A 21,587-nucleotide genomic window follows, 5' to 3' on the forward strand; every position below is an offset into this window, starting at 1 on the left:
GCGCACCAGGCCCGCCGCAGACACCCGCTCCGTGCCGGGCCCGCTCAGTCGTCCAGGACCTGCGGCACCACCAGCTCCGCCGCCGGCGCCACACCCCCGGACAGCCCGACGCGGGCGTCACGCACGGACAGCACCACGCGGCGCACGCGCTCGGCCTCGGCGTCCGGGTCCAGGAACGCGGCCGCGGACCACACCTGCGCCACCACCCAGCCGAGACGCTCCAGGCGCTCGGCGAGCTGCCGGTCCCGCACCCGGATCGAGGGCTCGGCCACGTACGCGGCGTCGTCGGTCAGCACAGCCACCAGCAGCTCGCCCGGCAGGTCAGGGTGTCCCACCGCGAGCGGGATGCGGTCGCCGCCGGGCAGGCCGTAGTCCGTCTCGACCACGAGGCCGGACCGCCACAGCCGCTCCCCCAGGTCCACGACCAGGCGGTCGACCGACCGTGCGACGTCCACACCGTTGCCGATCTCGACCTGGTCCGCGAGCCCCGAGCGCTCCTCCGCGAACGACAGCACCCGCGCCAGCATCTGCGGCCCGGGGCCGCGCAGCCGCTCGGGGTCCAGGTCGGAGGCCGGGAAGCACGACACGACGTGCAGCCTCTTGCGCGCTGCGCCGAGCGAGCCCAGCAGCATCGCGTCGCCGCCGCCGTCGCCCAGCACGCCGAACCGGTGCAGCACGCGACCGTGCGGAGTCCGCCCGAAGCCGAGGGTGAGCACGATCGTGTCCCGCGCCAGGCCCGCCACGCCGGTCACGTCGGCGACCACCACGGGCTCGGGCCGCGAGCCCGCGAAGAACGGCGCCAACGCCGGGTTGGCCCGCACCTCGGCGAGCAGCCGCTCGCGGATCCGGTCGGCGTGCGCGGCCGTGACGGTCACGATGCCGAAGGTCTCCTCGGGCCGGGTCATCGCGTGCTCGATCGCCAGGTCGACCACCCGCTCCACCTCGGCGCTCGTCGACTCGACGGTGCCGGAGACCGGGTCCGGCATACCGGTGCCGTCCACGAGCGAGAAGTGCACCAGCGCCTCGGTCCGCGGCAGCGGCGCGGGTCGCATGATGCCCTCGTACCCGTGCTCGGCGAGCAGGCCCGTGAGCCGCGGGTCGCGCCGCGCGGGCTCGGGCTGGAGCGTCACGCGCGGCAGCAGCCGCGCGAGGTCTCGCACCGCGGTGCCGGACGCCGACCGCGGGTCGCCGACCACGACGATCTGCCGGCCGCGCGCCAGGGCGGGCACGACCACCTCGACCGGCACGTGCTGCACGGCGTCGAGGATCACCAGGTCGGCGCTCTTCTCGGCGGGCAGCAGGTGCGGCACCATGGTCGGCGTCGACACCCAGGTGGGGCGCAGCCGGCGCACGGTCGAGCCGTGCTCCTTGACCAGGTCGCGCATCGAGCTCAGGCCGCCGCCGACCAGCGTCGCGTAGAGCGCCTCGGCGTCCTCCCGCTCGTCGCGCATCGCCGCACCGAGGTGCGCGCGCACCGCGGCCCGGACGGGCGCGGACAGCGAGTCCACGTGCCGGCGGTCGAGCTCGCGGAACCGGCCCGCGAGCGCGTCCAGCCCGGCGCCGTCCTGCCCGGCGAGGTCCGGCTCGAGGGCCAGGATCTGCTCGAACACCGACGACCACCACGACAGCTCCAGCTCCGGGCCCACGAGGTCCGCCTCGACGCGGCGCTCCCCCAGGTCGTCGACCAGCTCGTCGAGCCCCGAGGCGCGCAGGCGCCGCAGCAGCGCCGTCCGCTCGGGGAGCGGGGCCAGTGCGTCCTGCGTCTCGGACAGCGCGGCGAGGCGCTGGACCAGGGCGAACAGGTCGAGGTCGAGCAGCCCGCCGCCCGCCTGCGACGAGCGCAGCACGGGTTCGAGCGCCTCGAGGTCGATGCGCACCGCCTCGTAGGTCTCCTCCACGCCCGCGAGTCCTTCAGGGAGCGTGGGCCAGCCGCCGCGCGGGCACTGGGCCTGCCACACCTCGCGCTGCCGCTGCACCTCGACGAGGGCCGCGTGCATGTCCGGCACCCGCACGCCGGGGCGCACCATCTCGCGTGCTCGCCGCTTGAGCCGACGCCGCTCCAGCCAGCCCATCTCGGCGCCCTGGTCGGCACGCTGCTTGCGCGACGCGGTGGCCTGCACCATGTCGGCCGCGGTGCGTTCGAAGACCATCGGCTGGAACACGTCGAGCGTGCCCCGCATGCCGCCGAGCATCCGGAGCTGCTCGCCCCACTGCCGCGCCGTCGAGGCCTCGACCAGGCCCGTCACCTTGGAGACGTACTCGATCTGCTTGCGCAGCTCCGGCAGCGTGTGCTCGCCCAGGCGGGTCACGCGCGCAAGGGCGGAGCGGGCGTCGTCGTCGGTCAGGATGTGCGCGCCGAACCACGGGCTCGACGAGGACTTGAGCGTGAACGCCCCCAGCTCGGCCGCCCGCTCCAGGTCGGCCGCGAGCTCGGACCGGCGCTCCGTGCCGAGAGCCAGCACCGACTCCGGGTCGAGCCGCACGCGCGTGGCCGGCGCCGGCCGCTCGGACGTGAGCCGCGCCAGCGCCTGCAGGGCGTCGTACGCCGAGACCCGCCACGGCTCGCGCACCCGGTGCAGCGCCTCGATGTACCCGGCGAGCTGCGCGCGTGACCCGATCAGCGCGTCCCGCACGCGTGCCACCTCGTCGGCGTCGATGTGCTCCTGCGCGGGCGCCATCGCCTCCAGCAGGCGCCGGGAGGTCGAGGTGCGCCAGGTCGGCACCGGCGCGATGTCGAGCAGCAAGCCGCCCAGGCCCAGCGCGTCGAGGCGCGCGGCCAGCGCGTCCGCGGCCCGGCGGTGACCCGGTACGTACAGGACCGAGCGTCCGCTCGCGTTCGCCTCGGCGACGACGGCGGACAGCGTGCCCGCGACGTCGGACCCGACCGGCGCGTCCACGAACAGGTGGCTGCCCGACGCGAGGGCGTCGACCACGTGCCGCTGGTGCGGGTCCAGGTCGCCGACGCCGCGCTCGTGCGCCGGGTCGGCGTCGCCCACGCGCGGCTCGGGCAGCTCCGTCTTCCCCAGCCTCGTCACCGACGCGTCGACGCCGCCGAGCGCCGCGACGACCTCGTGGTCCCGCAGGCTCGACCCGAGCTCGTCGAGGTCGTCCACGAGCACCTGGCCCGGGTGCACGAACGTGCCCACCAGCATCCGCCGGTCCAGCCGGAACTCCCCCAGCACCGCGGAGCCGAGGCTCGCGACCCGGTCGAGCACGTCCGTCGGGTTGAAACCGGCGAGCGTGAACGTCGCCTTGGCCAGCGCGTTCGGGTCGAGCAGGGCGCCGTGCGCACGCAGCGTGCGCGCCACCACGGGGTTGATCTCGGCCGTGGGGTCCAGCGTGATGTCGTAGTCGCCCTCGCCGTCGCTGCGGGGCGTCAGCATGACCGGCCGCAGCAGCACGGGCGCGCGGACCACGCGCGGCTCCTGGTCGTCCTCGTCGGCCGCCGGGGCCGCCCCGTTCGCGGGCATCGCCAGCGTCACGATCGGCACGGACCCGGTCAACGCGGGCGCGTCGGCGGGGCTGTCGGCGGAGTCGCCGCCGGGCTCGGTCGCGGAGGCCGCGGACGCCGAGGACCCCGACGAGAACGCCGGTCCCAGCACGCGCGTGATCGCCTCCATGTCGTTGGCGTCGCCGCTCGCGCCCGGAGCGGGACGCTCGGTCCAGGTCGCCACCCCGATCGCGAGGTACGTGGGCGAGACCCCGTAGCGCTGCGCGTGCTCCGCGGAGCGCGCGGCCACGGCCCGGGCCCGACGGCGGGCGGTCGGCAGCGCGCCGGTCTCACGGATCAGGCTGGACAGGCGGGTGGGCCGGCCCGCGAAGAGCTGGGCGACCCCTGAGGGGTGCGCGGCCGACAGGTCGATCACTGCCTCCCCGAGCAGCCCGACGTCGGCCAGGGAGGACCCTCCCGCGAGGCGGACGAGCCCGGCGCGCCACTGCGCGACCGACTCGGCCATGGGGTCCCGGGCAGTGTCCGGCGTGGACCCCTGGGCCTCCGACGCGGCAAGCTCGGCGGCTTGGTCCACGTTCTCGTCCTTCAGCGCGGCCGAGAGTTCCTCGGACAGGTCGACCGAGATCTCGGGAGCGGCTGCGGTCTGGCGGCGTGCAGCGTTCACCCCAGCAAACTAACCGCGTGGTGTCCGCAAGGTCCGGACGCCACGCCGCGCGACACACCGCACCCCGCACGGGCCCGGGCGCGATCGACCCGGAAGTCACCCGGGTGACATGTGCCCCGAACGGGCCCCACGGGGGTGAAACCGAGCCTGGAGGGATGTCGCCGGGGGCAATCGGAGCAGCGCCCCGGGACCCCGGCGCGGTGGCCCAGGGCATGCAAAAGCCCCTCCGGCAGGGGGTCCGAAGGGGCTCAGCAGGTGGACCGAAGTCCACCGGGGTAATGACAGTGCGCACCGCGCAGGGGGCGGGCGATGCGCACCGTCTTGTGAGAGTGTGCACCTGTTCCAGGCGGACGTCAACACCGACTCGGACGAGTGTCCAGGTTGCGGCAAACACGTCTCAAGGCCGTTGTCGAGGTGCAAGTTTTCGCCTCGCGAAGGGCCCCGATCAGGGCGACATCTCGCCCTTCCGGAGCACCGTACGCGGACTCGGAAAAAAGCCTGGACAGCGGCTCCTAGACTCGAACGCTTGTGAGCGCACTCGTCGAGGCAGTCTTCCCCCGCAGGCTCGGCCGGTCGTTCCGCTGGCTCGTCTCGTCGTCGTGGACGAGCAACATCGGCGACGGCATCGCGCTGGCCGCAGGGCCCCTCCTGGTCGCCTCGCAGACCGACAGCGCGTTCCTCGTCGCCCTCGCCGCGATGCTGCAGCGACTGCCCTGGCTCCTGTTCGGCCTCTGGGCCGGCGCGCTGGCAGACCGCCTCGACCGGCGCCTCGTCGTCATCGTCGCCAACGCGATCCGCGCACTGGTGATCGCGGTCCTGTGCGTCTTCATCGGCACAGGCACGGTGAGCATCACCATGGTGCTCGCCGCGATGTTCCTCTACGGCACCGCGGAGGTCTTCGCGGACACCACCCAGCAGACCCTCCTGCCCACCCTCGTGGCACCCGCCGACCTCGGTGCGGGCAACCAGCGCATGCAGGCCGGGTTCCTCGCCGCGAACCAGCTGGTGGGACCACCGGTCGGCGCGTTCTTCTTCGCCGTCGGCATGGCCTGGCCCTTCGCGATCCAGGTGGTGTGCGCGGCGCTGGCGATCGTGCTCGTCTCACGCATCACGGCCCCGTCCGGCGCGTCGTTCACCACGGCGCGCGACGGCGACTCCCACGTCCGCAAGGACATCGCCGAGGGACTGCGCTGGGTGTGGCACCACCCGCCCGTGCGCACGCTGTGCGTCGTCATCCTCGTCTTCAACGTCACCTGGGCGGCCCCGTGGGGCGTGCTCGTGAAGTACTCCCTGGACCACCTGCACATGAGCGAGGTGGGCTACGGCCTGCTCACCACCGCGAGCGCCCTGGGCGGCATCGTGGGCATCCTGATCTACGGCTGGCTGGAGCGGCACGTGAACCTCGCGACGCTCATCCGGGTCTGCCTCACGCTGGAGGTGCTCACCCATGGCGCGTTCGCGCTGACCACCAACGGCTGGGTGGCGATCGCCATCATGTTCGAGTTCGGGGTCTACGCGTTCGTCTGGGGCACGCTGTCCACCACGGTGCGCCAGCGCGCGGTGCCCAGGGTGTTCCAGGGCCGCGTCGCGTCGATCAACATGATCTGCGTGTTCGGGGGCCTCGTCGTGGGGCAGGCCATCGGCGGCGTCGTCGCGGAGCACTGGGGCCTGGTGGCCCCGTGGTGGTTCGCGTTCGCGGGTTCCGGGATCACGCTGCTGCTGGTGTGGCGGTCCCTGGCGAACGTCGCCCACGCCAAGGCGACGGACTGACCGCCCGCCGTCGGCCGCCCGCCGTCGGCGGGGCGCCGTCGGCGGGGCTGGGGCGCTGACCCGTCGGCCTCGTTCGCCGGGCCCCTGTCCGGGGTCGCCGGCCCCCTCCACGGGACGACGACGGGGTCGCCCAGAGCCGGGGCCGCCCCTAACTTTCGAGGCCCGACTTTTCTTCGCTTTGCGGTGACGCAAAGCGAAGAAAAGTCGGGCCTCGAAGGTGACGTCCAGGGCGAACTGCCGAAAGCGTCGCCCGGCGAGCCCAGCGGCCCCGTCCAACCCAGTAGGCGCGGTGAGCCCAGCGGCCCCACCGAGCCCGGCGACCTGATGACGCCGGTCGGCCCGAACGACTCTGTAGAAGGTCAGCGCGCCTTGACGATCGGGATCGAGCCCGTCTCCGTGAACTCGCGCATACGCTTGCCGACCGTGGACCGGCTGACGCCGACCTCCTCCGCGATCTCCCGGTAGGTCCGCCCCTTGGTCCGCAGGTCGATCATCCGCTCCGCGTCCCGCGTGCCGAGCTGGGTGTTCCGGCGCGGCGTACGACGGCGCGGGATCGCGTCCCGGACGTTCGCCGTCGCCTGCGCCGCGGCCTCGGCCGGCTTCGCAGCCGGCACCTCCGCACCCGGCACCTTCCCGCCCGGCACCTTCCCGCCCGACGCCTCCACGCCCGGCACCTCCGCGGCCAGCCCCTCCGCGACCGGCACCTCCACACCCGCCACCTCGGCCTTCGGCTCCGCCTGGTCGAACACGGCGTCGGGCTGCGGGGCGCGCTCACTCACGGATTCCCGGCGCGGATCGAGGGCCGCGGTGCGCGCTGCGGGCCGGCCCTCGGCGACGCCGTACGGCTCACTCTCGCCGCCTCCGCGCGGCCGCCCGCCCGCGGCGTCGTACGAACGGCCGTCGGCATACGCCCGCTCCCCGACGCCGCCCCGCTCCCCGAACTCCGCGGCGACGGCGTCCGCCGCCCACCGCTCGTAGTCGGGCGCGCCGACCTCGAGCCGCGAGTCAAGGGGCCGGCCGTCCATCGGCTCGTCCACGAGGATGCCGGTCAGGCGCTGCCGGTCGGCGGCGTGCAGCCGGGCGACGTCGGCGGTGCCGTCGCCGACGGCGGCGAGCGCCTCGCACCAGGCCGCGACCTGGGCGCGCATCTCGGTGGGCGGTACGGTGCGCAGCGCCACGGAGCGGGCCCGACGGCGGCCGGCCTCGGCGCGTGCGAGCCGGCGGCGGGCGGCGCGCGACCCGTCGTTCAGGCTCTGGGCCCGGAACAGGTCCTCGGTGGTGAGGAACAGGGCGTGCATGCGCGCGGACTGCCGCAGCGCGGACCAGGACGTGCCCGTGGCCAGGTGCCGGTCGCCGATCAGCGCGAGGTGCCACATGAGCGCGGCGAGCAGCGGCACGATGAACCGGAAGAGGACGGCGCCCACGGGGTGGCCGATGTACGCCTCGTGCCAGGCGGCGAAGACGCCGGACGCCGACGACAGCAGCCAGGTGAGGGCGAGCAATGTGCCGCCGGGCCGGTTGTCCCGCGCGGCCTCCCGGGCCAGGAGCGCCACGGTCACCAGCGACAGCTCGAAGACGCCGGCGGTCGCGTACGCGGTGCCCTGGCTCATGGCGAGCACGTCGATGCCGAACTGGACCATCGCCAGGTAGGCGGACCCGGTGGAGATCAGCGCGACGGAGATCGCGCCGGTGAGCACCAGGTTGCGGGAACGGCGCGTCGGGACGTTCGTCACGGGGTACGCCCGGTCGGCGGTGGCCACGGTGATCTCTCCTTCGTCGGTTGCCTGTCGGTCGCTGCCCTGGCGCCGGAACCGAACAACAGTTCGGATCGACACGGGGGCGGGCACGAAGATATCGGACAACTGTGACAACCCGGTATCGTCGCTGGCTGCTGCGCGCAGCAGCGGCGCAGGGCACGATGGACCCGACGTCGGGACCGGGGCGCGGGCAGCGCCGTCGCACAGGGGAGAACGAGCAGATGACGCAGAGCCGCAGGACCTGGATCTGGGTGGCGGCCGTCGCGCTCGTCGCGATCGTCGGTACGGCCGTCTGGCTGGGGCTACGGGGCCCGGCCGAGACGGCCGACGCCGCGCCGTCGGCGTCCCCGTCGCCGTCCGCCAGCCCGACGCCGGTCAAGGCCACGCCGCAGGCCGCCGGTTACTCGCTGGCGGCCCTGCCCACGCCGGACATCGACGGGCTGCTCCCTGCCCAGCTGCCGCACACCACGCTCGACTCGCTCGAGGACCTGCCCGGCGCGGTGGCCGAGCCGAGGAAGGGCAAGGTCCCGGTCTGGGCCGAGCCGGACACGACCGTGCCGCCGGTGCTCGCCCTGGAGGCCGACTACTACGACGCCGACGCCCGCTGGCTGGTGCTCGAACGCGAGACCGACTGGGTCAAGGTGCTGATCCCGTACGGCCGTGGCGCGCTGCCGTCGGACGACCCGGACAAGGTCAACGGCGTCTCCGGCTGGCTGCGCGCGAGCGATGTCGTCGAGGAGCGGGAGCAGCGCTCGGTCGTGGTCGACCTGTCGGACCGCACCGTGACCCTCACCCACGCCGACGGTACCCAGGACGAGCTCCCCGCCGCCGTCGGCGCGGCCGAGACGCCGACGCCGCTCGGCCTCACCCAGGTGTTCACGGTCACTGAGGCCGTGAACACCGGGATGTCGGTGTTCCTGTCGATGCAGAGCGAGTCGCTGGACGGCTTCTACGGGACCGACTACGCCGCGACGGCGCTGCACGTGGGCGAGGGGCAGGGCCAGGCCGTGAGCAACGGGTGCGTCCGCCTGACGAGCGCCGACTTCGAGCACCTGACGGACCTCGAACCGGGCGTACCCGTGCTCATCAAGGCCTGAACGGGCCAGGACCAGCACCGGCACACCCGGTTCACGCCCGCCGGTCACACCCCCGCCGGGCACTCCTCGTCGGCCGCCTTGCGGAAGCACCCCACGAAGTGCCCGGGGGCGTGCTCGACCAGGCCGACGTCGTCGGCCGGGGTGTTCCCCGCGGCGACCTCGTCGCCGAGCGCACGCCCCTGGGCCGCGAGCGCCTCGTGGTAGAGGCACCGCCCGGCCAGACGCGCGGACCGCGCGGACTCCTCGGCCTCGACCTCCTCCCACGTGCGGTCGAGATGCGGCACCGAAGCCAGCAGGTCGCGCGTGTAGGGGTGCAGCGGGTCGTCGAAGACGGCGGCGGTCGCGCCGCGCTCCACCACGCGCCCCTTGTAGAGGATGACTACGCGGTCGGACACGTAGTTGCCGAGCGAGAGGTCGTGGGTGACGAACAGGATGCCGAGGCCGCGCCCCTTGAGCTCGCCCAGCAGGTTGAGCACGTCGATGCGGGTGGAGGCGTCGAGCATGGAGATGATCTCGTCGGCGACGAGCAGCTCGATGTCGAGCAGCAGGGCGCGCGCGATGAGCAGGCGCTGCAGCTGCCCGCCGGAGAGCTGGTGCGGGAACTTGCCGAGGGTGTCGCCGGGTTCGAGGCTGACCGCGCCCAGTGCCTCCTCCAGCTTCTCTCGCCAGGCAGCACCGGAGACCCTCGGGAAGTAGGACCGCCGCAGCGTCTCGAACGTCCGGTCCACCTTGAAGATCGGGTTGAACGAGCTGAACGGGTCCTGGAACACGCCCTGGACCTTGCGGTAGTAGTCGCGCCGCGCCCGGAACCCGAGCCGGGTGACGTCACGGCCGTCGAACGTGATGCTGCCGCCCGTGGAGTCGAGCAGGTGGAGCACCATCTTGCCGATGGTCGACTTGCCGCTGCCGGACTCCCCGATGAGCGAGACCACCTCGCCACGCTGCACGTCGAGGCTGACCTGCCGCACGGCGTGCAGGTCGGAGGTGCCGAAGGTGCCGGTCTTGTAGACCTTGTCGAGCGCTTCGATCGTCAGCATCAGCTCACCGCCCAGCACGCGACCTGGTGGCCCTCGGCCACCTCGCGGAAGGGCGGCGCCTCGGCACACCGGTCGTGCGCCAGGGGGCAGCGGGCGCGGAACCGGCAGCCCTCGGGCGGGTCGAGCAGCGACGGCGGCCGCCCCTCGATGCCTTCCAGCTGCTGCTCCTCGTACCGGTCGCCCACCTTGGGCAGCGCCCCGATGAGCATCTTGGTGTACGGGTGCAGGGGCTCGTCGATGATCGTCCGGGCGGGCGCCTTCTCGGCGAGGTGCCCGGCGTACATGACCAGGATGGTGTCGGCCACCTGGAAGAGCACGGAGATGTCGTGCGTGATGACGATCATCGACCGCACGAACCCGTGGTCGCGGAACTCGACGAGCGCGCGGGCCACCGCCTTCTGCGAGGAGACGTCCAGCGCGGACGTCACCTCGTCACCGATCAGGAGCGACGGGTTCAGCAGGGTCGAGAGCACCAGCACCACGCGCTGCTTCATGCCGCCCGACAGCTCGATCGGGTACCGCTTCAGCACGTCGGTGTCGAGGCCGACGAGCTTCAGCCGGCGTTCCAGCTCGGGCAGCACATCCACGTACCGCACGTTGTGCGCGGCGAGCAGGTCGCGGATCATCCGGCCGATCTTGCGGGTCGGGTTCATCGCGGACATCGCGTACTGCGGGATGAGGGACACCTCGCGGTAACGGTGGCGCCGCATGGCACCGTCGTCGGCGATAGGGAGCTTCTCCCCGTCGAGGGCGACGGTGCCGCCCGCGTGCTTCATGCGGGTGTCGAGGCGGATGAGGGCCTTGCCGAGCGTCGTCTTGCCGCAGCCGGACTCGCCGGCGATGCCCATGATCTCGCCGTCCGCCACCTCGAAGGTGACGCCGTCCAGCGCCTTCACGTCGCCGCGCAGGGTGCGGTAGTGGACCCGCAGGTCGGTCACGGAAAGGGACATCACATCTCCCGCAGCTTGGGGTTGAAGACCTCGTCGAGACCGACGTTCATGATGTACAGCGAGCCCACGATGAGCGTGATCCCCAGCCCCGGTGGGATGAACCACCACCACAGCCCCAGATGGAGCGCGCTCCACTGCACGGCCTGGTTCATCATCAGGCCGAGCGACATCGCGTTGGTGGGCCCGAGCCCGATGAAGTCGAGCGACGCCGCCGTCAGGATGGACCCACCGAACAGCAGCACGAACGTCATGAAGAGGTAGGAGTACATGTTGGGCGCGACCTCGCGCCGCAGGATCGTGCCCACCCCCACCCCGGACAGCCGCGCCAGGTCGATGAAGTCCCGCGAGCGCAGCGACAGGGTCTGCGCACGCACCGCGCGCGCGACCCACGGCCAGCTGAACACGCCGATGTACAGCGCCTGCATCGGCACGCTGCGCACGCCCAGGTAGGCGTTGATGATGATGAGCACCACGAAGCCAGGGATGACCAGCACCACGTTGGTGAGCATGTTGAGCAGCTCGTCGATCAGACCGCCGCGGTAGCCCGCGACGAACCCGATGGCCATGCCGATGACGGCGGCCACGCCACCGCCCAGCAGGCCCACGAGGAACGTGGAGCGCAGGCCAGCGACGAACTGCGCGAAGACGTCCTGGCCGAACGTCGTCGTGCCGAACGGGAAGTCCGCCGACGGCGGCGCCATGGGCGGCCCCGCGTAGTCCATGGGCGCGTTCTTCAGGAAGAGTGGCCCGAGCAGCCCCAGCAGCAGGAACCCGAGCACCACCACCGAGCCGATCACGACCTTGGGGTTGCGCAGCGCGAAGTACAGCGTCTCGCGCGCGTCTCCCCCGGGCTTCCGGCTGCCCGACGGCGCCAGGGCCGCCCCGGGCGGTTCGGTCGCCTCGGTCCCGGTGCCGGGTGCTGCCGCAGGCTGTGTCGCCGTCATGAGGTACCCCCCGTCAGTCCGGTCCGCGTGCGGGGGTCCACCAGCACGTAGACGATGTCGATCACGAAGTTGGCCAGGAGCACGCCGATCACCACGAACAGCAGGGTGCCCTGCAGCAGGAAGAAGTCCTGGTTCTGGATGGCGGACAGCACGAGCTTGCCCAGGCCCGGATAGGCGAACACGATCTCGGTCACGAGGGCGCCGCCCAGGATGGTGCCGAGCTGCAGCGCCAGGCCCGTGATCTGCGGCAGCATCGCGTTGCGGAACGCGTACTGCCGAACGAGCCGCTTGGGTGCGCCGAGCGCGGACAGGTAGTTCGCGTAGTCGGACTCGAGCTCGTAGATGATCAGGTTCCGCATGCCGATCGCCCAGCCGCCCAGCGAGACCAGGAACAGCGAGAGGAACGGCAGCACCCAGTGCTGCAGCAGGTCGCCCGCGAAGGCCCACGACCACTGCGGCACCATGCCGAAGTCGTAGCCGCCGGCCACGGGGAACCACCCGAGCGCGACGCCGAGGCCCCACGCGAGGAGGATCGCGAGCCACATGTACGGCATGGCCGTGATGAGGTACCCGACGGGCAGGGCCACGTTGTCGAGCCAGCGGCTGCGCGCCGCCATGGCCCCCACGCTGTTGCCGACCACGAAGCTCAGCAGGATCGCGGGGATCATGATGCCCAGCGTGTACGGCACGGCGTCGAGCACGACCTGGGCCACGGGCGCGGGGAACAGCCACACGCTCGTGCCCAGGTCGCCGCGGAACAGCGCGGCCCAGTAGTTCAGGTACTGCTGCCACAGCGGCAGGTCGAGCCCGAACGTCTGCTCGTAGTACGCGGTCATGGCCGCGATCGTCTCGGGGTGCTGGACGGCGGCGCGCGCCACCATCCGCTGGACCGGATCCCCCGGCATGAGCCGGGGGATCAGCCAGTTCAGCGTGACCGCCACGACGAACGTCAGGCCGTAGATCACGGTCTTACGCGCGAGATAGCCGCGCATGCGTCAGGAGGCCGGCTCGAGGGCGAGCAGCGTGTTGATGCCGCCCATCTGCACGTACCCGTTCCACATCACCGGGAAGTACGCGTCCTCGCGGCCCTCCTTGGGCCAGTTGGTCCACTGCGACTCGTTGTACTGGGCCCACGCGCCGTTGTACCAGAGCGGGATCGCCGGCAGGTCGGTCATGAACTTCTCCTGTACCTTCGACAGGGTCTCGGAGAACTCCGGGGTACCGCTCTCGGTGCGCGACAGGTCCTCGACCAGCTTCCAGGCCTCCTCGTCCTCGTACCGGCCGAAGTTGCCCGCCAGCATCTGCTCCTGGATCGGCTGGTAGAACGCGTAGTTGTAGTAGGTCCACGGCGTGTTGCTCACGCCCGCGTTGCCGTTGATCACCAGGTCGAAGTCGCCGGTGGCCCGGGCGTCGTCGACGGCGCCGGCGTCGGGGAAGTCGGCGGTGACCTTGATGCCGACGGCGGAGGCGTCCTCGGCGATGACGCGGGCGGCCTCCATCCAGTCGGTCCAGCCCGCGGGGACGATCAGCTTCAGGTCGATCGCCTCGCCGTCGGGCGACTCGACGAACCCGTCGCCGTCGGTGTCCTCGTAGCCCGCGTCGGCCAGGATCGACCTGGCCTCCTCGGCGTCGAACGTGAAGCCGTGCTCGGCCACGACGTCCTCGTCGTAGTACTCCTCGAACGCCGGGACCAGACCCGACGGGTGCGCCTTGGCCACGAGGCCGCCGTACGCGTTCGTCACGATCTTGTCGACGTCGATGGACCGCGCGAGCGCCTGCCGGAAGTCGACGTCGTCCATCGGGGGGCGTGTCTGGTTCGGGATCAGGTTCGCCGACGCCGCCGCCAGCATGTACGGCGCGCCGTCGTAGTACGTGCTCACCTGGCCGGAGTCGGCGAGCTGGTTGACGCCGGGCAGGAAGTTGTTGCTCAGGTCGAGGCCGCCGGACAGCATCATGCCGAGCGCCACCTCGTTGGAGGTGTTCACGACGTCGACGATGTACTTCATCGGCATCTCGTAGCCGAGCTCGGCGCGCGCCCACCAGTCGTCGTTGCGCTCCCAGACCATGCGGTCCTGGCCGACGGCGGAGAACTTGAAGGCACCGGAACCGATCGGGTCCTCGTTCGGGTTGGACAGGAGCTCCTCGTCCGACCAGTCACCCATGATGTGCTCCGGCACGACCATCGTGCTGTAGAGCCAGTTGTCCCACTCCTGGTAGCGGGGGTCGGAGAAAGAGAACTCGACGGTCGTCGCGTCGGTCGCCTCGACCTTGTCGAGCCAGGTCCACAGGTTGCTGTACGGCACGGCGTCGACCTTGCCGAGCTCGGTCGTGAAGACGACGTCGTCGGCGTCGAGCGACTCGCCGTCCTGCCAGGTCAGGCCCTCGCGGAGGGTGAGCTCGTAGGTCTTGTCGTCGGTCCACTCGCCGCCCTCGGCGAGCCAGGGCGTCAGCTCGAGGGTGATGGGGTCGAACTGGAACAGCGGCTCGTAGACCAGGCCGCGCGCGCCCGTGGCGTGCCCCGAGCTGGGGATCGGGTTCCACGACGTGGGCGGGCCCCACTGGGTGCCGCTCGTGAAGAGCGTCTCCTCGCGCGGGTACTCGGCCACGAGCTCGTTGGCCGAGTCCATGCCCTCCGCCGAGGCGTAGGGGTTGGACGTCGTGGGTGCGCTCCCACCGCCGCCGGAACAACCGGCGAGCAGCACGCCGGCCACCGAGGCCGCCGCCAGGACGAGCACGCCCCGGGACCTGGTCTGTCGAAGGAACATCGTCGATCCTCTCCGCCCGCACGGCCGTCGTGCGGACCAGGCGCCTCGTCGCGCCGGGTTGGTGAGCATCGTTGTGCCTCGGCGAGGGATTGGTCAAGGTTTGTCACCTATGTTGCGCAATTGACACCTACGCCCGACCCGGGCGCTTAGCGCGCCGGGCCGGGCGGACGTTAGGCTGTGTGCGCCGGCCGGGCCCAGCCCGGCGGCCGCGCGCGGTTCTCCCTCCGGGAGAGGCGCGGGCGCCTGTAGCTCAGTGGATAGAGCACCGCTCTCCTAAAGCGGGTGTCGGCAGTTCGAGTCTGCCCAGGCGCACCTACCGGTCGACGAGCTGTCCGGCGGGCACCGCCGGACGCTCGGGCTCCCGGCGGGCGGTGCGCGCCTCGGCCCGCTCCCCGCCCCGCACGAGCGCGGCCACCACCATGACGACGAGCCCGGCCAGGGTCACGAGGGCGCCGGCCCACAGCGGCGACGTGTACCCGAGACCGGCTGCGAGCGTCAGCCCGCCCACCCAGGCACCGAACGCGTTGCCGATGTTGAACGCCGCGATGTTCGCGCCGGAGGCGAGCGTGGGCGCCGCCGACGCGTGCCGCATGACCCGCATCTGCAGGCCCGGCACGGTCGCGAAGCCGACCGCGCCCATCAGCACCAGGCTGATCATCGTCGCGACCTGGCTGGTCGCGGTCAGCGCGAAGACCGCCAGGACCACGGTGAGCAGCACCAGCAGCGTCAGCAGGGTGGCGCCGAGGTTCTTGTCCGCGGCCTTGCCGCCCACCAGGTTGCCCACGAACAGGCCCGCCCCGAACAGGATCAGCAGCCAGGGCACGGTCGAGCTCGCGAACCCGCTGACCTCGGTGAGCGTGAACGCGATGTAGGTGAAGGCGCCGAACATGCCGCCGTAGCCCAGCACGGTCACGGCGATGGACAGCCAGACCTGCGGTGCGCGGAACGCCGCGAGCTCGCCGCGCAGGCCCGGACCGGCCTGCCCGCTCGGCCCCGCGACGTCGTCGGGCACGCCCACCCGGGCCGGGACCAGCAGGGCGATGCCGACGAAGGCGAGCACGCCGATGCCGGTGATGGCCCAGAAGGTGGAGCGCCAGCCGGCCGCCTGGCCGAGCAGCGTGCCGAACGGCACGCCCAGCACGTTGGCGACGGTCAGGCCCGCGAACATGATCGAGATGGCGGCGGCGCGCCGGTCGCGGGCGACCAGGTCGGCCGCGACGACCGCGCCGATGCCGAAGAACGCGCCGTGGCACAGGGCCGCCACGATCCGGCCGAGCATCATCAGCTCGTACGTCGGCGCCACGGCGGACACCAGGTTGCCCGCGATGAACAGGATCATCAGGCCGAGCAGGGCCTTCTTGCGGTCCACCCGGGTCAGGGCGGCGGTGAGACCGACCGCGCCGACCGCGACGGACAGTGCGTAGCCGGAGATGAGGTATCCGGCGACGGTCTCGGTGACGCCGAAGTCCGTGGCCACCTCGGGCAGCAGGCCCATGATGACGAACTCGGTGAGGCCGATCCCGAAGCCCCCGATGGCGAGGGCCCACAGGGCGACAGGCATGACAGTGCTCCTTGAGGTGCTGGGTGGTGCTCGTGTTCTGGGCGGTGCCGGCGGGGCTCGTCAGCCGTCGAAGCGGTCCGGGTGCGGGCCGGTGCGGCCGTCCCGGTCGAGGGCGTCGATCGCGGCGACCTCCTGCGTGGTGAGCTCGAACCCGAGCACGTCGAGGTTCGAGGCGATGCGCGCGGGCGTGACCGACTTGGGGATCACGACGTTCCCGTGCTGCAGGTGCCAGCGCAGCACCACCTGCGCGGCGGAGACGCCGTGCGCCCGGGCGGCACCGGTCACGGCCGGCTCGTCGAGCACCGCGCCCTGGGCGAGCGGGCTCCACGCCTCGGTGACGATGCCCAGGCCCTCGTGGTGGGCGCGCAGCTCACGCTGCTGCAGGGCGGGGTGCAGCTCCACCTGGTTGACGACGGGGCGCACGCCGGTCGCGGCGACGATCGCGTCGAGGTGGGCGGGCTGGAAGTTCGAGACGCCGATCTCCCGGACCAGGCCGGCCTCGCGGGCCTCGATGAGCCCCTCCCAGGCGGTGACGGCCTGCCCACGGCCCGGTGCGGGCCAGTGGATCAGGTACAGGTCGAGGGCGTCGAGGCCCAGCAGCTCCAGGCTGCGCTCGAGGGCCGGGCGCACGGCGTCGCGTGCCATGGAGTCGGTCCACAGCTTGCTGGTGACGAACAGGTCGTCGCGCGCCAGGCCGGACTCCGCCAGCGCGCGGCCCACGCCCGCCTCGTTGCCGTAGATCGCGGCGGTGTCGATGCTCCGGTAGCCCGCGTCGAGCGCGTGGCCGACGGCGCGGGTGGTCTCGGCGTCGGGCACCTGGAAGACGCCGAACCCGATCTGCGGCATGGCCGCGCCCGGCCGGGCGGCGTTGGGGAGGGCGACGGCGGGGGTCGGGACGGGGGAAGACATGAGGACTCCTTGCTGTTCTCCGAACGGTGCCTGCTGCGCGTGCGCGGACACCAGGCGGACGCGTTTAGTTGCACGCGCTTCCTAGATAGTTGCACGCGCGCACTAGTTGCACAAGCGCTATAGTTGGAGACCGGAATCACGCCCGCGAAGGAGGGCCCATGGGAATCGCCGACGACGCCGTCGAGATCCGTGCCCAGGGCTGGCGAACGCTCGCCGCGCTGCACGGCATGATCGACACCGCGCTCGAGCGCGCGCTGCAGGCCGAGCACGGCCTGTCCGTCGTGGAGTACACGGTGCTGGACGCGCTGTCCCGGCAGGACGGCTGGCACATGCGCATGCAGCAGCTCGGCCGCGCGACCGCACTCTCGCCGAGCGCCACGACGCGCCTGGTCAACCGGCTGGAGGACCGCGCGCTGCTCACGCGCGTGCTGTGCCAGGACGACCGCCGTGGCATCTACACCGAGCTCACCGCGGCCGGGGAGAAGCTGCTGCGCGCAGCGCGCCCCACGCACGACCGCGCGCTGCACGAGGCACTGCAGGAGGCGGAGCAGGTGCCGGAGCTGGCCTCGCTCGTGGGCACGCTGGGCGGTGTGGGCGCGGCGGTCTGAGCCGGCCAGCTCGGTCGAGCACGCCCACACGCCGAGTGCGACGGCGGGATCCCGCCAGCATCACGGAGTCCAGCCGACAAGGCTGGAGCCATGACGAACACGTACGACGACAACGCCCCGATCGCCCTGGTCACCGGAGCGAACAGAGGACTCGGCCTCGCCGTGGCCCGACAGCTGGCAGAGGCCGGCGCCACCGTGCTGGTGGGTGGGCGTGACAGCGCCCGGGCGGCGGACGCGGCGACGGCCCTGCGCGAGGCGGGGCTCGCCGCGCGGCCGGTGACGCTCGACGTGACCGACCACGCCCAGGTGGCGGTCGCCGCCGCACACATCGAGCGCGAGCACGGCCGCCTGGACATCCTGGTCAACAATGCGGGCATCCTGCCGGAGGCCACCACACCTGACCTGGAGCGCCCGCTGGACCTGGCCGCTTTCCGCTCGACGTTCGAGACCAACCTGTTCGGGGTGGCGGCGGTGACCCAGGCGATGCTGCCCCTGCTGCGCCGGTCGCCGGCCGGCCGCATCGTGAACGTCTCGACCGCCATGGGCTCGCTGGCCGAGCAGCTCGACCCGGAGTCGCCGTACTTCGGCCTGGTCCTGCCCGCCTACCAGGGCTCGAAGGCCGCGCTCAACGCGCTGACCGTGGCCCTGTCCAAGTCGCTCGCGGACACGCCGATCCTCGTGAACTCGGTCTGCCCGGGCTGGGTCCAGACCGACCTGGGCGGTCCGGACAACCGGGCTGCGGCACCGACGTCGCCCGAGGAGGCGGCACCGGTCGTGGCACGCATGGCCCTGCTGGGACCGGACGGCCCGAGCGGGACGTTCGTCGACCGGGCCGGCCCGCTCCCCTGGTGACCCGACCGCCCGCACGCCACGGCGCGCCCGTCCGAGAAGGACGGGCGCGCCCGGGGTCGGGGCCGGTCAGAGGACCGCGCGGAGGAACTCCTGGGTCCGCTCGTGCTCCGGCGACGTGAAGATCGCCTCCGGGTGCGCCTCCTCGATGATCTTGCCGCCGTCGAACATCAGCACCCGGTTGGAGACCTCCCGGGCGAACTGCATCTCGTGCGTGACGATCAGCATGGTGATGTCGGTGGTCTCGGCGATGTTGCGGAGCACGCCGAGCACGTCGGCCACCAGCTCGGGGTCGAGCGCGGAGGTCACCTCGTCCAGGAGCAGGATCTCCGGCTCCATGGCCAGCGCCCGCGCGATGGCGACGCGCTGCTGCTGCCCGCCGGACAGCTGGGTGCAGCGGGCGTCGCGCTTGTCGGCCAGGCCCACCTTCTCCAGCAGGTCCTCGGCCCGGGCGACCGCCTGCGCCTTGGGGATCCCGAGCACGTGGATCGGGGCCTCGATGATGTTCTCCAGCACCGACATGTTCGGGAACAGGTTGAACTGCTGGAACACCATCCCGACACGACGCCGCACGAGGCTGCGCCGCTTCTCCGAGATCGCGACGCGCTTGCCGCCCCGGATCTCGTGCGTGTAGGGCTGCCCGTCCACGAGGATCAGGCCGTCGTTCGCCTCCTCGAGCGTCATGAGCAGGCGGAGGATGGTCGTCTTGCCGGAGCCGGACGGCCCGATCAGCGTGACGCGGTCCCCCTTGGCGACCGTGAAGTTCAGGCCGTCGAGCACGACGTTGTCGCCGAAGCGCTTGCCGACGCCCTGGAACTCGATGGCAGGGGTGGTGTCGTTGTCAGGCAAGGCGGTTCTCCATTCGGCGGACGAGCAGCGAGGTCGGGTAGCTCACCAGGAGGAAGAGCAGGCCGGCGAGGGTGATCGCCTCGATGTAGCGGAAGTTCGCACCGCCGTACGCCTGCGCGGCGGCATACATCTCGACCACGTAGATGAAGGCCAGGAACGGCGTCTCCTTGAACATCGAGATCGCATAGTTCCCGAGACCGGGCAGCGTGTTCCGGATCGCCTGCGGCAGGATCACCGCGCGCCAGGTCCGGCTCCGCGGCAGGTCGAGCGCCACGGCGGCCTCCCACTGCCCGCCCGGCACCGCGTCGATGCCGGCCCGGTAGACCTCGGACATGTACGTCGCGTAATGGATGCCGAGCACCACGCAGCCGACGGCGAGCGACGGGAACTGCGTGAACATCAGGTTCGCGAACACGAGCTGCACCAGCAGCGGCGTGGACCGGATGAACTCGACCAGGAAGCCGACCGGCATGGTGACGGCCCGCACGCGGGACCGCCGCACGATGGCGACGACGAGCCCGAGGACCGCGGCGATGATCATGCCCACCACGGTCGCCAGGACCGTGATGCCCAGCCCCTTGATCAGGTCGGGGAACACCGCGGCGGCGTGGTCCCAGCTCCAGAAGTCGTTCATGAGCGCACCTCCGTCCCGGCGGTCCTGGCGGGGGTCAGGCGCAGGACCTCGCGCAGTGACGGCCCCTGGCCGACCTTGTGCTTGGCCCGCGCCTCGAGCGCGTTCATCAGCAGGGTGAGCGCGTAGGCGAACACGAAGTAGAGCAGCAGGCCGACCGTGTAGGCGAACACCGTGTCGGTCGTGCCCTTGCGCAGCTCCCCGATGAAGAAGTTGATGTCGTGCAGCGTGATGTAGGCCGCCAGGGCAGAGCCCTTGACGAGCTGGATCAGCAGGTTCGTGAACATGGGCATCATCAGCGGCCAGGCCTGCGGCAGGATCACGCGGCGCAGGCGGTGCACACCACCCAGGTCGAGCGCCGTGGCCGCCTCCCACTGCCCGGTGGGCACGGAGTTGATCGAACCGCGCACCACCTCGGCGGCATAGGCGCCGTAGTTGAGCCCGAGCGCGATGATGCCGCAGGCCAGCGGGTCGAGCTCGACGTAGAACGGCGGCAGCGGCAGCACGTAGTACAGCCAGAAGATCTGCACCACGAGCGACGTGCCGCGGAAGAACTCCACGACCACCCGGGACGGTACCCGCGCCCACCTGGTCCGGGCTCGGGAGCCCAGGCCCAGGATGAACGCGATGATCAGCGCGAGTACCGCACCGGCGATCGTGAGCTGGAGAGTGACGAGAATTCCTTCGCCGAGCTGCGGCAGCAGATCGACGAGCTTTTGCACGTTGTCGGACACGTGCGGGTCAGCTGTCGAGGCCGAGCTCCGGGGCCAGGTCCTTGGCCAGCGACTCCAGGTCGCCCTCACAGAGCTTCTCGGCGGTCAGGCCCTCGACGGGACGCTCGGCGGCGGTGAAGCCGAACGGGCCTGCGATCTCCATCCAGCGGTCCTCGTCGGACACGATCTCGGCGAGCTTCTCGTTGTACGCGTCGCGAAGCTCCTCCTCACCCTTCGGGAAGACCGTGGCGCCGGCGCCGATCTGCGGCACGCCGTCGATCACGGCCACGAAGGAGTCGGTGACCTCGACGTCGGCGTCCGAACGCGCCACCAGCGCGTTGAGCGAGATGGCGGTCAGTGCCGACGCGTCGGCCCGGCCCGAGGTGACGGCGTCCAGCGCGTCCTGCGGGGAGCCGACCTTGACGGTCTCGATCCCGAGGGACTCGGTGTAGCCCTCCTCGATGGCGCCGCTGAGCACGGCGAGCTTCACACCGGCGTCCTTGGCGGACTGCATGTCCGTCAGGTCGTCCGGGTTGCCCGTCGGCGTCAGGAACGCGGTCGTGTACATGATCTCGGGCTCGGAGAAGATCGCCTCGGAGCAACGCTCGGGGAGGATCGACATCCCGGCGCTCACGGCGTCGTAGCGGCCGGCGGTCAGGCCGGGGATGAGCGAGTTCCACTCCGTCTGCACGCCCTCGACGGTGTCGATGCCGAGCTCGGAGAAGATCGCCTCGTTCAGCTTGATGGTGGCTCCGGTGAGCTCGCCGCCGTCCTCGTAGGAGTAGGGCTCCTCGCCGTTGAACGCGACGGTGATGGCGCCGTCGTCCTGGAGCTGCTGCAGAGCACCACCGGCATCCTCCGGTGCTGTCGACGTGCACGCGGCCAGCGCGACCAGGGTGAGTACTGACCCTGTGGCAACGGCGGCTCGGCGGAGCGGGCGGACGCTTGATCTAGACATGGTTCCCTTCACGCCACCCGGCGGATTTGGCAAAGCCTGGGTGGGCTGGAGTTCACGGACGACACGCCACCGTA

General features: G+C 71.8%; 17 protein-coding genes and 1 tRNA gene. 5 read left to right on the forward strand and 13 right to left on the reverse strand.

All coding sequences use genetic code 11. The features are described from left to right. Positions 1–44: 44 nt before the first annotated feature. Complete coding sequence (locus ACH47X_RS13380; RefSeq protein ID WP_397404994.1) at positions 45–4,115, reverse strand: hypothetical protein; 4,071 nt, start codon at positions 4,113–4,115, stop codon at positions 45–47. A 528-nt stretch (positions 4,116–4,643) separates the two neighbouring features. Here ACH47X_RS13380 and ACH47X_RS13385 point away from each other — a divergent pair. Next, positions 4,644–5,885, forward strand: a complete 1,242-nt coding sequence (locus ACH47X_RS13385; protein WP_397404996.1) for an MFS transporter — start codon at positions 4,644–4,646, stop codon at positions 5,883–5,885. 359 nt (positions 5,886–6,244) lie between these two features. On the opposite strand, the gene ACH47X_RS13390 is transcribed toward ACH47X_RS13385, so the two are convergent. Next, on the reverse strand, positions 6,245–7,645 hold the full coding sequence (locus ACH47X_RS13390) for a winged helix-turn-helix domain-containing protein (RefSeq protein ID WP_397404998.1): 1,401 nt from the start codon (positions 7,643–7,645) through the stop codon (positions 6,245–6,247). A gap of 104 nt (positions 7,646–7,749) precedes the next feature. On the opposite strand from ACH47X_RS13390, the gene ACH47X_RS13395 reads away from it, so the two are divergent. Beyond that, positions 7,750–8,739 carry a L,D-transpeptidase gene (locus ACH47X_RS13395; protein ID WP_397405000.1) on the forward strand — a complete coding sequence of 330 codons (990 nt, stop codon included), beginning with the start codon at positions 7,750–7,752 and terminating at the stop codon, positions 8,737–8,739. Between the two features lie 44 nt (positions 8,740–8,783). On the opposite strand, the gene ACH47X_RS13400 is transcribed toward ACH47X_RS13395, so the two are convergent. Genes ACH47X_RS13400 through ACH47X_RS13420 form a run of 5 tightly spaced genes read right to left on the reverse strand, consistent with a single transcriptional unit; the run spans position 8,784 to position 14,435 of the window. Then, positions 8,784–9,776: an ABC transporter ATP-binding protein gene (locus ACH47X_RS13400; protein ID WP_142040296.1), complete on the reverse strand. Its 993-nt coding sequence runs from the start codon at positions 9,774–9,776 to the stop codon at positions 8,784–8,786. Beyond that, entirely contained in the window at positions 9,776–10,726 is a 951-nt protein-coding gene (locus ACH47X_RS13405) for an ABC transporter ATP-binding protein (protein WP_397405002.1), read from the reverse strand. The genes ACH47X_RS13400 and ACH47X_RS13405 overlap by 1 nt, the downstream gene beginning before the upstream one ends. After that, positions 10,726–11,670: an ABC transporter permease gene (locus tag ACH47X_RS13410; RefSeq protein WP_397405004.1), complete on the reverse strand. Its 945-nt coding sequence runs from the start codon at positions 11,668–11,670 to the stop codon at positions 10,726–10,728. Before ACH47X_RS13410 ends, ACH47X_RS13405 begins: the two co-directional genes overlap by 1 nt. Next, positions 11,667–12,662, reverse strand: a complete 996-nt coding sequence (locus tag ACH47X_RS13415) for an ABC transporter permease (RefSeq protein WP_397405006.1) — start codon at positions 12,660–12,662, stop codon at positions 11,667–11,669. The genes ACH47X_RS13410 and ACH47X_RS13415 overlap by 4 nt, the downstream gene beginning before the upstream one ends. Before the next feature lie 3 nt (positions 12,663–12,665). Continuing rightward, positions 12,666–14,435 carry an ABC transporter substrate-binding protein gene (locus tag ACH47X_RS13420; protein ID WP_397405008.1) on the reverse strand — a complete coding sequence of 590 codons (1,770 nt, stop codon included), beginning with the start codon at positions 14,433–14,435 and terminating at the stop codon, positions 12,666–12,668. 239 nt (positions 14,436–14,674) lie between these two features. On the opposite strand from ACH47X_RS13420, the gene ACH47X_RS13425 reads away from it, so the two are divergent. Beyond that, a tRNA-Arg gene (locus ACH47X_RS13425) sits at positions 14,675–14,747 on the forward strand. Position 14,748: 1 nt separating this feature from the next. Here the strand turns inward: ACH47X_RS13425 and ACH47X_RS13430 are convergent. Beyond that, positions 14,749–15,996 (reverse strand): MFS transporter, encoded by a 1,248-nt coding sequence (locus ACH47X_RS13430; RefSeq protein ID WP_397405010.1) that lies wholly within the window; start codon positions 15,994–15,996, stop codon positions 14,749–14,751. Between the two features lie 60 nt (positions 15,997–16,056). After that, entirely contained in the window at positions 16,057–16,905 is an 849-nt protein-coding gene (locus tag ACH47X_RS13435; RefSeq protein ID WP_397405012.1) for an aldo/keto reductase, read from the reverse strand. Between the two features lie 158 nt (positions 16,906–17,063). On the opposite strand from ACH47X_RS13435, the gene ACH47X_RS13440 reads away from it, so the two are divergent. Together ACH47X_RS13440 and ACH47X_RS13445 are read left to right on the forward strand one after the other, a co-directional pair. Next, entirely contained in the window at positions 17,064–17,513 is a 450-nt protein-coding gene (locus ACH47X_RS13440; protein ID WP_397405014.1) for a MarR family winged helix-turn-helix transcriptional regulator, read from the forward strand. 90 nt (positions 17,514–17,603) lie between these two features. After that, a complete protein-coding gene (locus ACH47X_RS13445) occupies positions 17,604–18,365 on the forward strand; it encodes an SDR family oxidoreductase (RefSeq protein WP_397405016.1) in 762 nt (253 codons plus the stop codon). 66 nt (positions 18,366–18,431) lie between these two features. Here ACH47X_RS13445 and ehuA read toward each other — a convergent pair whose 3' ends face one another. From ehuA to ACH47X_RS13465, 4 genes are read right to left on the reverse strand one after another with little or no spacing between them, the layout of a single operon-like run. Next, a complete protein-coding gene (gene ehuA / locus ACH47X_RS13450; protein WP_051433018.1) occupies positions 18,432–19,211 on the reverse strand; it encodes an ectoine/hydroxyectoine ABC transporter ATP-binding protein EhuA in 780 nt (259 codons plus the stop codon). Next, positions 19,204–19,845, reverse strand: coding sequence for an ectoine/hydroxyectoine ABC transporter permease subunit EhuD (gene ehuD, locus ACH47X_RS13455; RefSeq protein WP_142040322.1), 642 nt, complete (start codon positions 19,843–19,845; stop codon positions 19,204–19,206). The genes ehuA and ehuD overlap by 8 nt, the downstream gene beginning before the upstream one ends. Then, the gene (gene ehuC, locus ACH47X_RS13460) at positions 19,842–20,576 is read right to left on the reverse strand and encodes an ectoine/hydroxyectoine ABC transporter permease subunit EhuC (protein ID WP_036964409.1); all 735 of its coding nucleotides are present in this window, start codon (positions 20,574–20,576) and stop codon (positions 19,842–19,844) included. Before ehuC ends, ehuD begins: the two co-directional genes overlap by 4 nt. 7 nt (positions 20,577–20,583) lie before the next feature. Then, positions 20,584–21,513 carry a transporter substrate-binding domain-containing protein gene (locus ACH47X_RS13465; RefSeq protein WP_397405020.1) on the reverse strand — a complete coding sequence of 310 codons (930 nt, stop codon included), beginning with the start codon at positions 21,511–21,513 and terminating at the stop codon, positions 20,584–20,586. Between the last annotated feature and the right edge of the window lie 74 nt (positions 21,514–21,587).

The organism is Promicromonospora kroppenstedtii (assembly GCF_044389675.1).
In the GTDB taxonomy this organism is placed as follows: Bacteria; Actinomycetota; Actinomycetes; order Actinomycetales; family Cellulomonadaceae; genus Promicromonospora; species Promicromonospora kroppenstedtii.

What these genes read in the sequence shown, in the direction of transcription:
- ACH47X_RS13400 (WP_142040296.1), bottom strand. Translation starts at nt 9,776, where the DNA reads ATGCTGACGATCGAAGCGCTCGACAAGGTCTACAAGACCGGCACCTTC.
- ACH47X_RS13405 (WP_397405002.1), bottom strand. Translation starts at nt 10,726, where the DNA reads ATGTCCCTTTCCGTGACCGACCTGCGGGTCCACTACCGCACCCTGCGC.
- ACH47X_RS13410 (WP_397405004.1), bottom strand. Translation starts at nt 11,670, where the DNA reads ATGACGGCGACACAGCCTGCGGCAGCACCCGGCACCGGGACCGAGGCG.
- ACH47X_RS13415 (WP_397405006.1), bottom strand. Translation starts at nt 12,662, where the DNA reads ATGCGCGGCTATCTCGCGCGTAAGACCGTGATCTACGGCCTGACGTTC.
- ACH47X_RS13420 (WP_397405008.1), bottom strand. Translation starts at nt 14,435, where the DNA reads ATGTTCCTTCGACAGACCAGGTCCCGGGGCGTGCTCGTCCTGGCGGCG.
- ACH47X_RS13430 (WP_397405010.1), bottom strand. Translation starts at nt 15,996, where the DNA reads ATGCCTGTCGCCCTGTGGGCCCTCGCCATCGGGGGCTTCGGGATCGGC.
- ACH47X_RS13435 (WP_397405012.1), bottom strand. Translation starts at nt 16,905, where the DNA reads ATGTCTTCCCCCGTCCCGACCCCCGCCGTCGCCCTCCCCAACGCCGCC.
- ACH47X_RS13440 (WP_397405014.1), top strand. Translation starts at nt 17,064, where the DNA reads ATGGGAATCGCCGACGACGCCGTCGAGATCCGTGCCCAGGGCTGGCGA.
- ACH47X_RS13445 (WP_397405016.1), top strand. Translation starts at nt 17,604, where the DNA reads ATGACGAACACGTACGACGACAACGCCCCGATCGCCCTGGTCACCGGA.
- ehuD (WP_142040322.1), bottom strand. Translation starts at nt 19,845, where the DNA reads ATGAACGACTTCTGGAGCTGGGACCACGCCGCCGCGGTGTTCCCCGAC.
- ACH47X_RS13465 (WP_397405020.1), bottom strand. Translation starts at nt 21,513, where the DNA reads ATGTCTAGATCAAGCGTCCGCCCGCTCCGCCGAGCCGCCGTTGCCACA.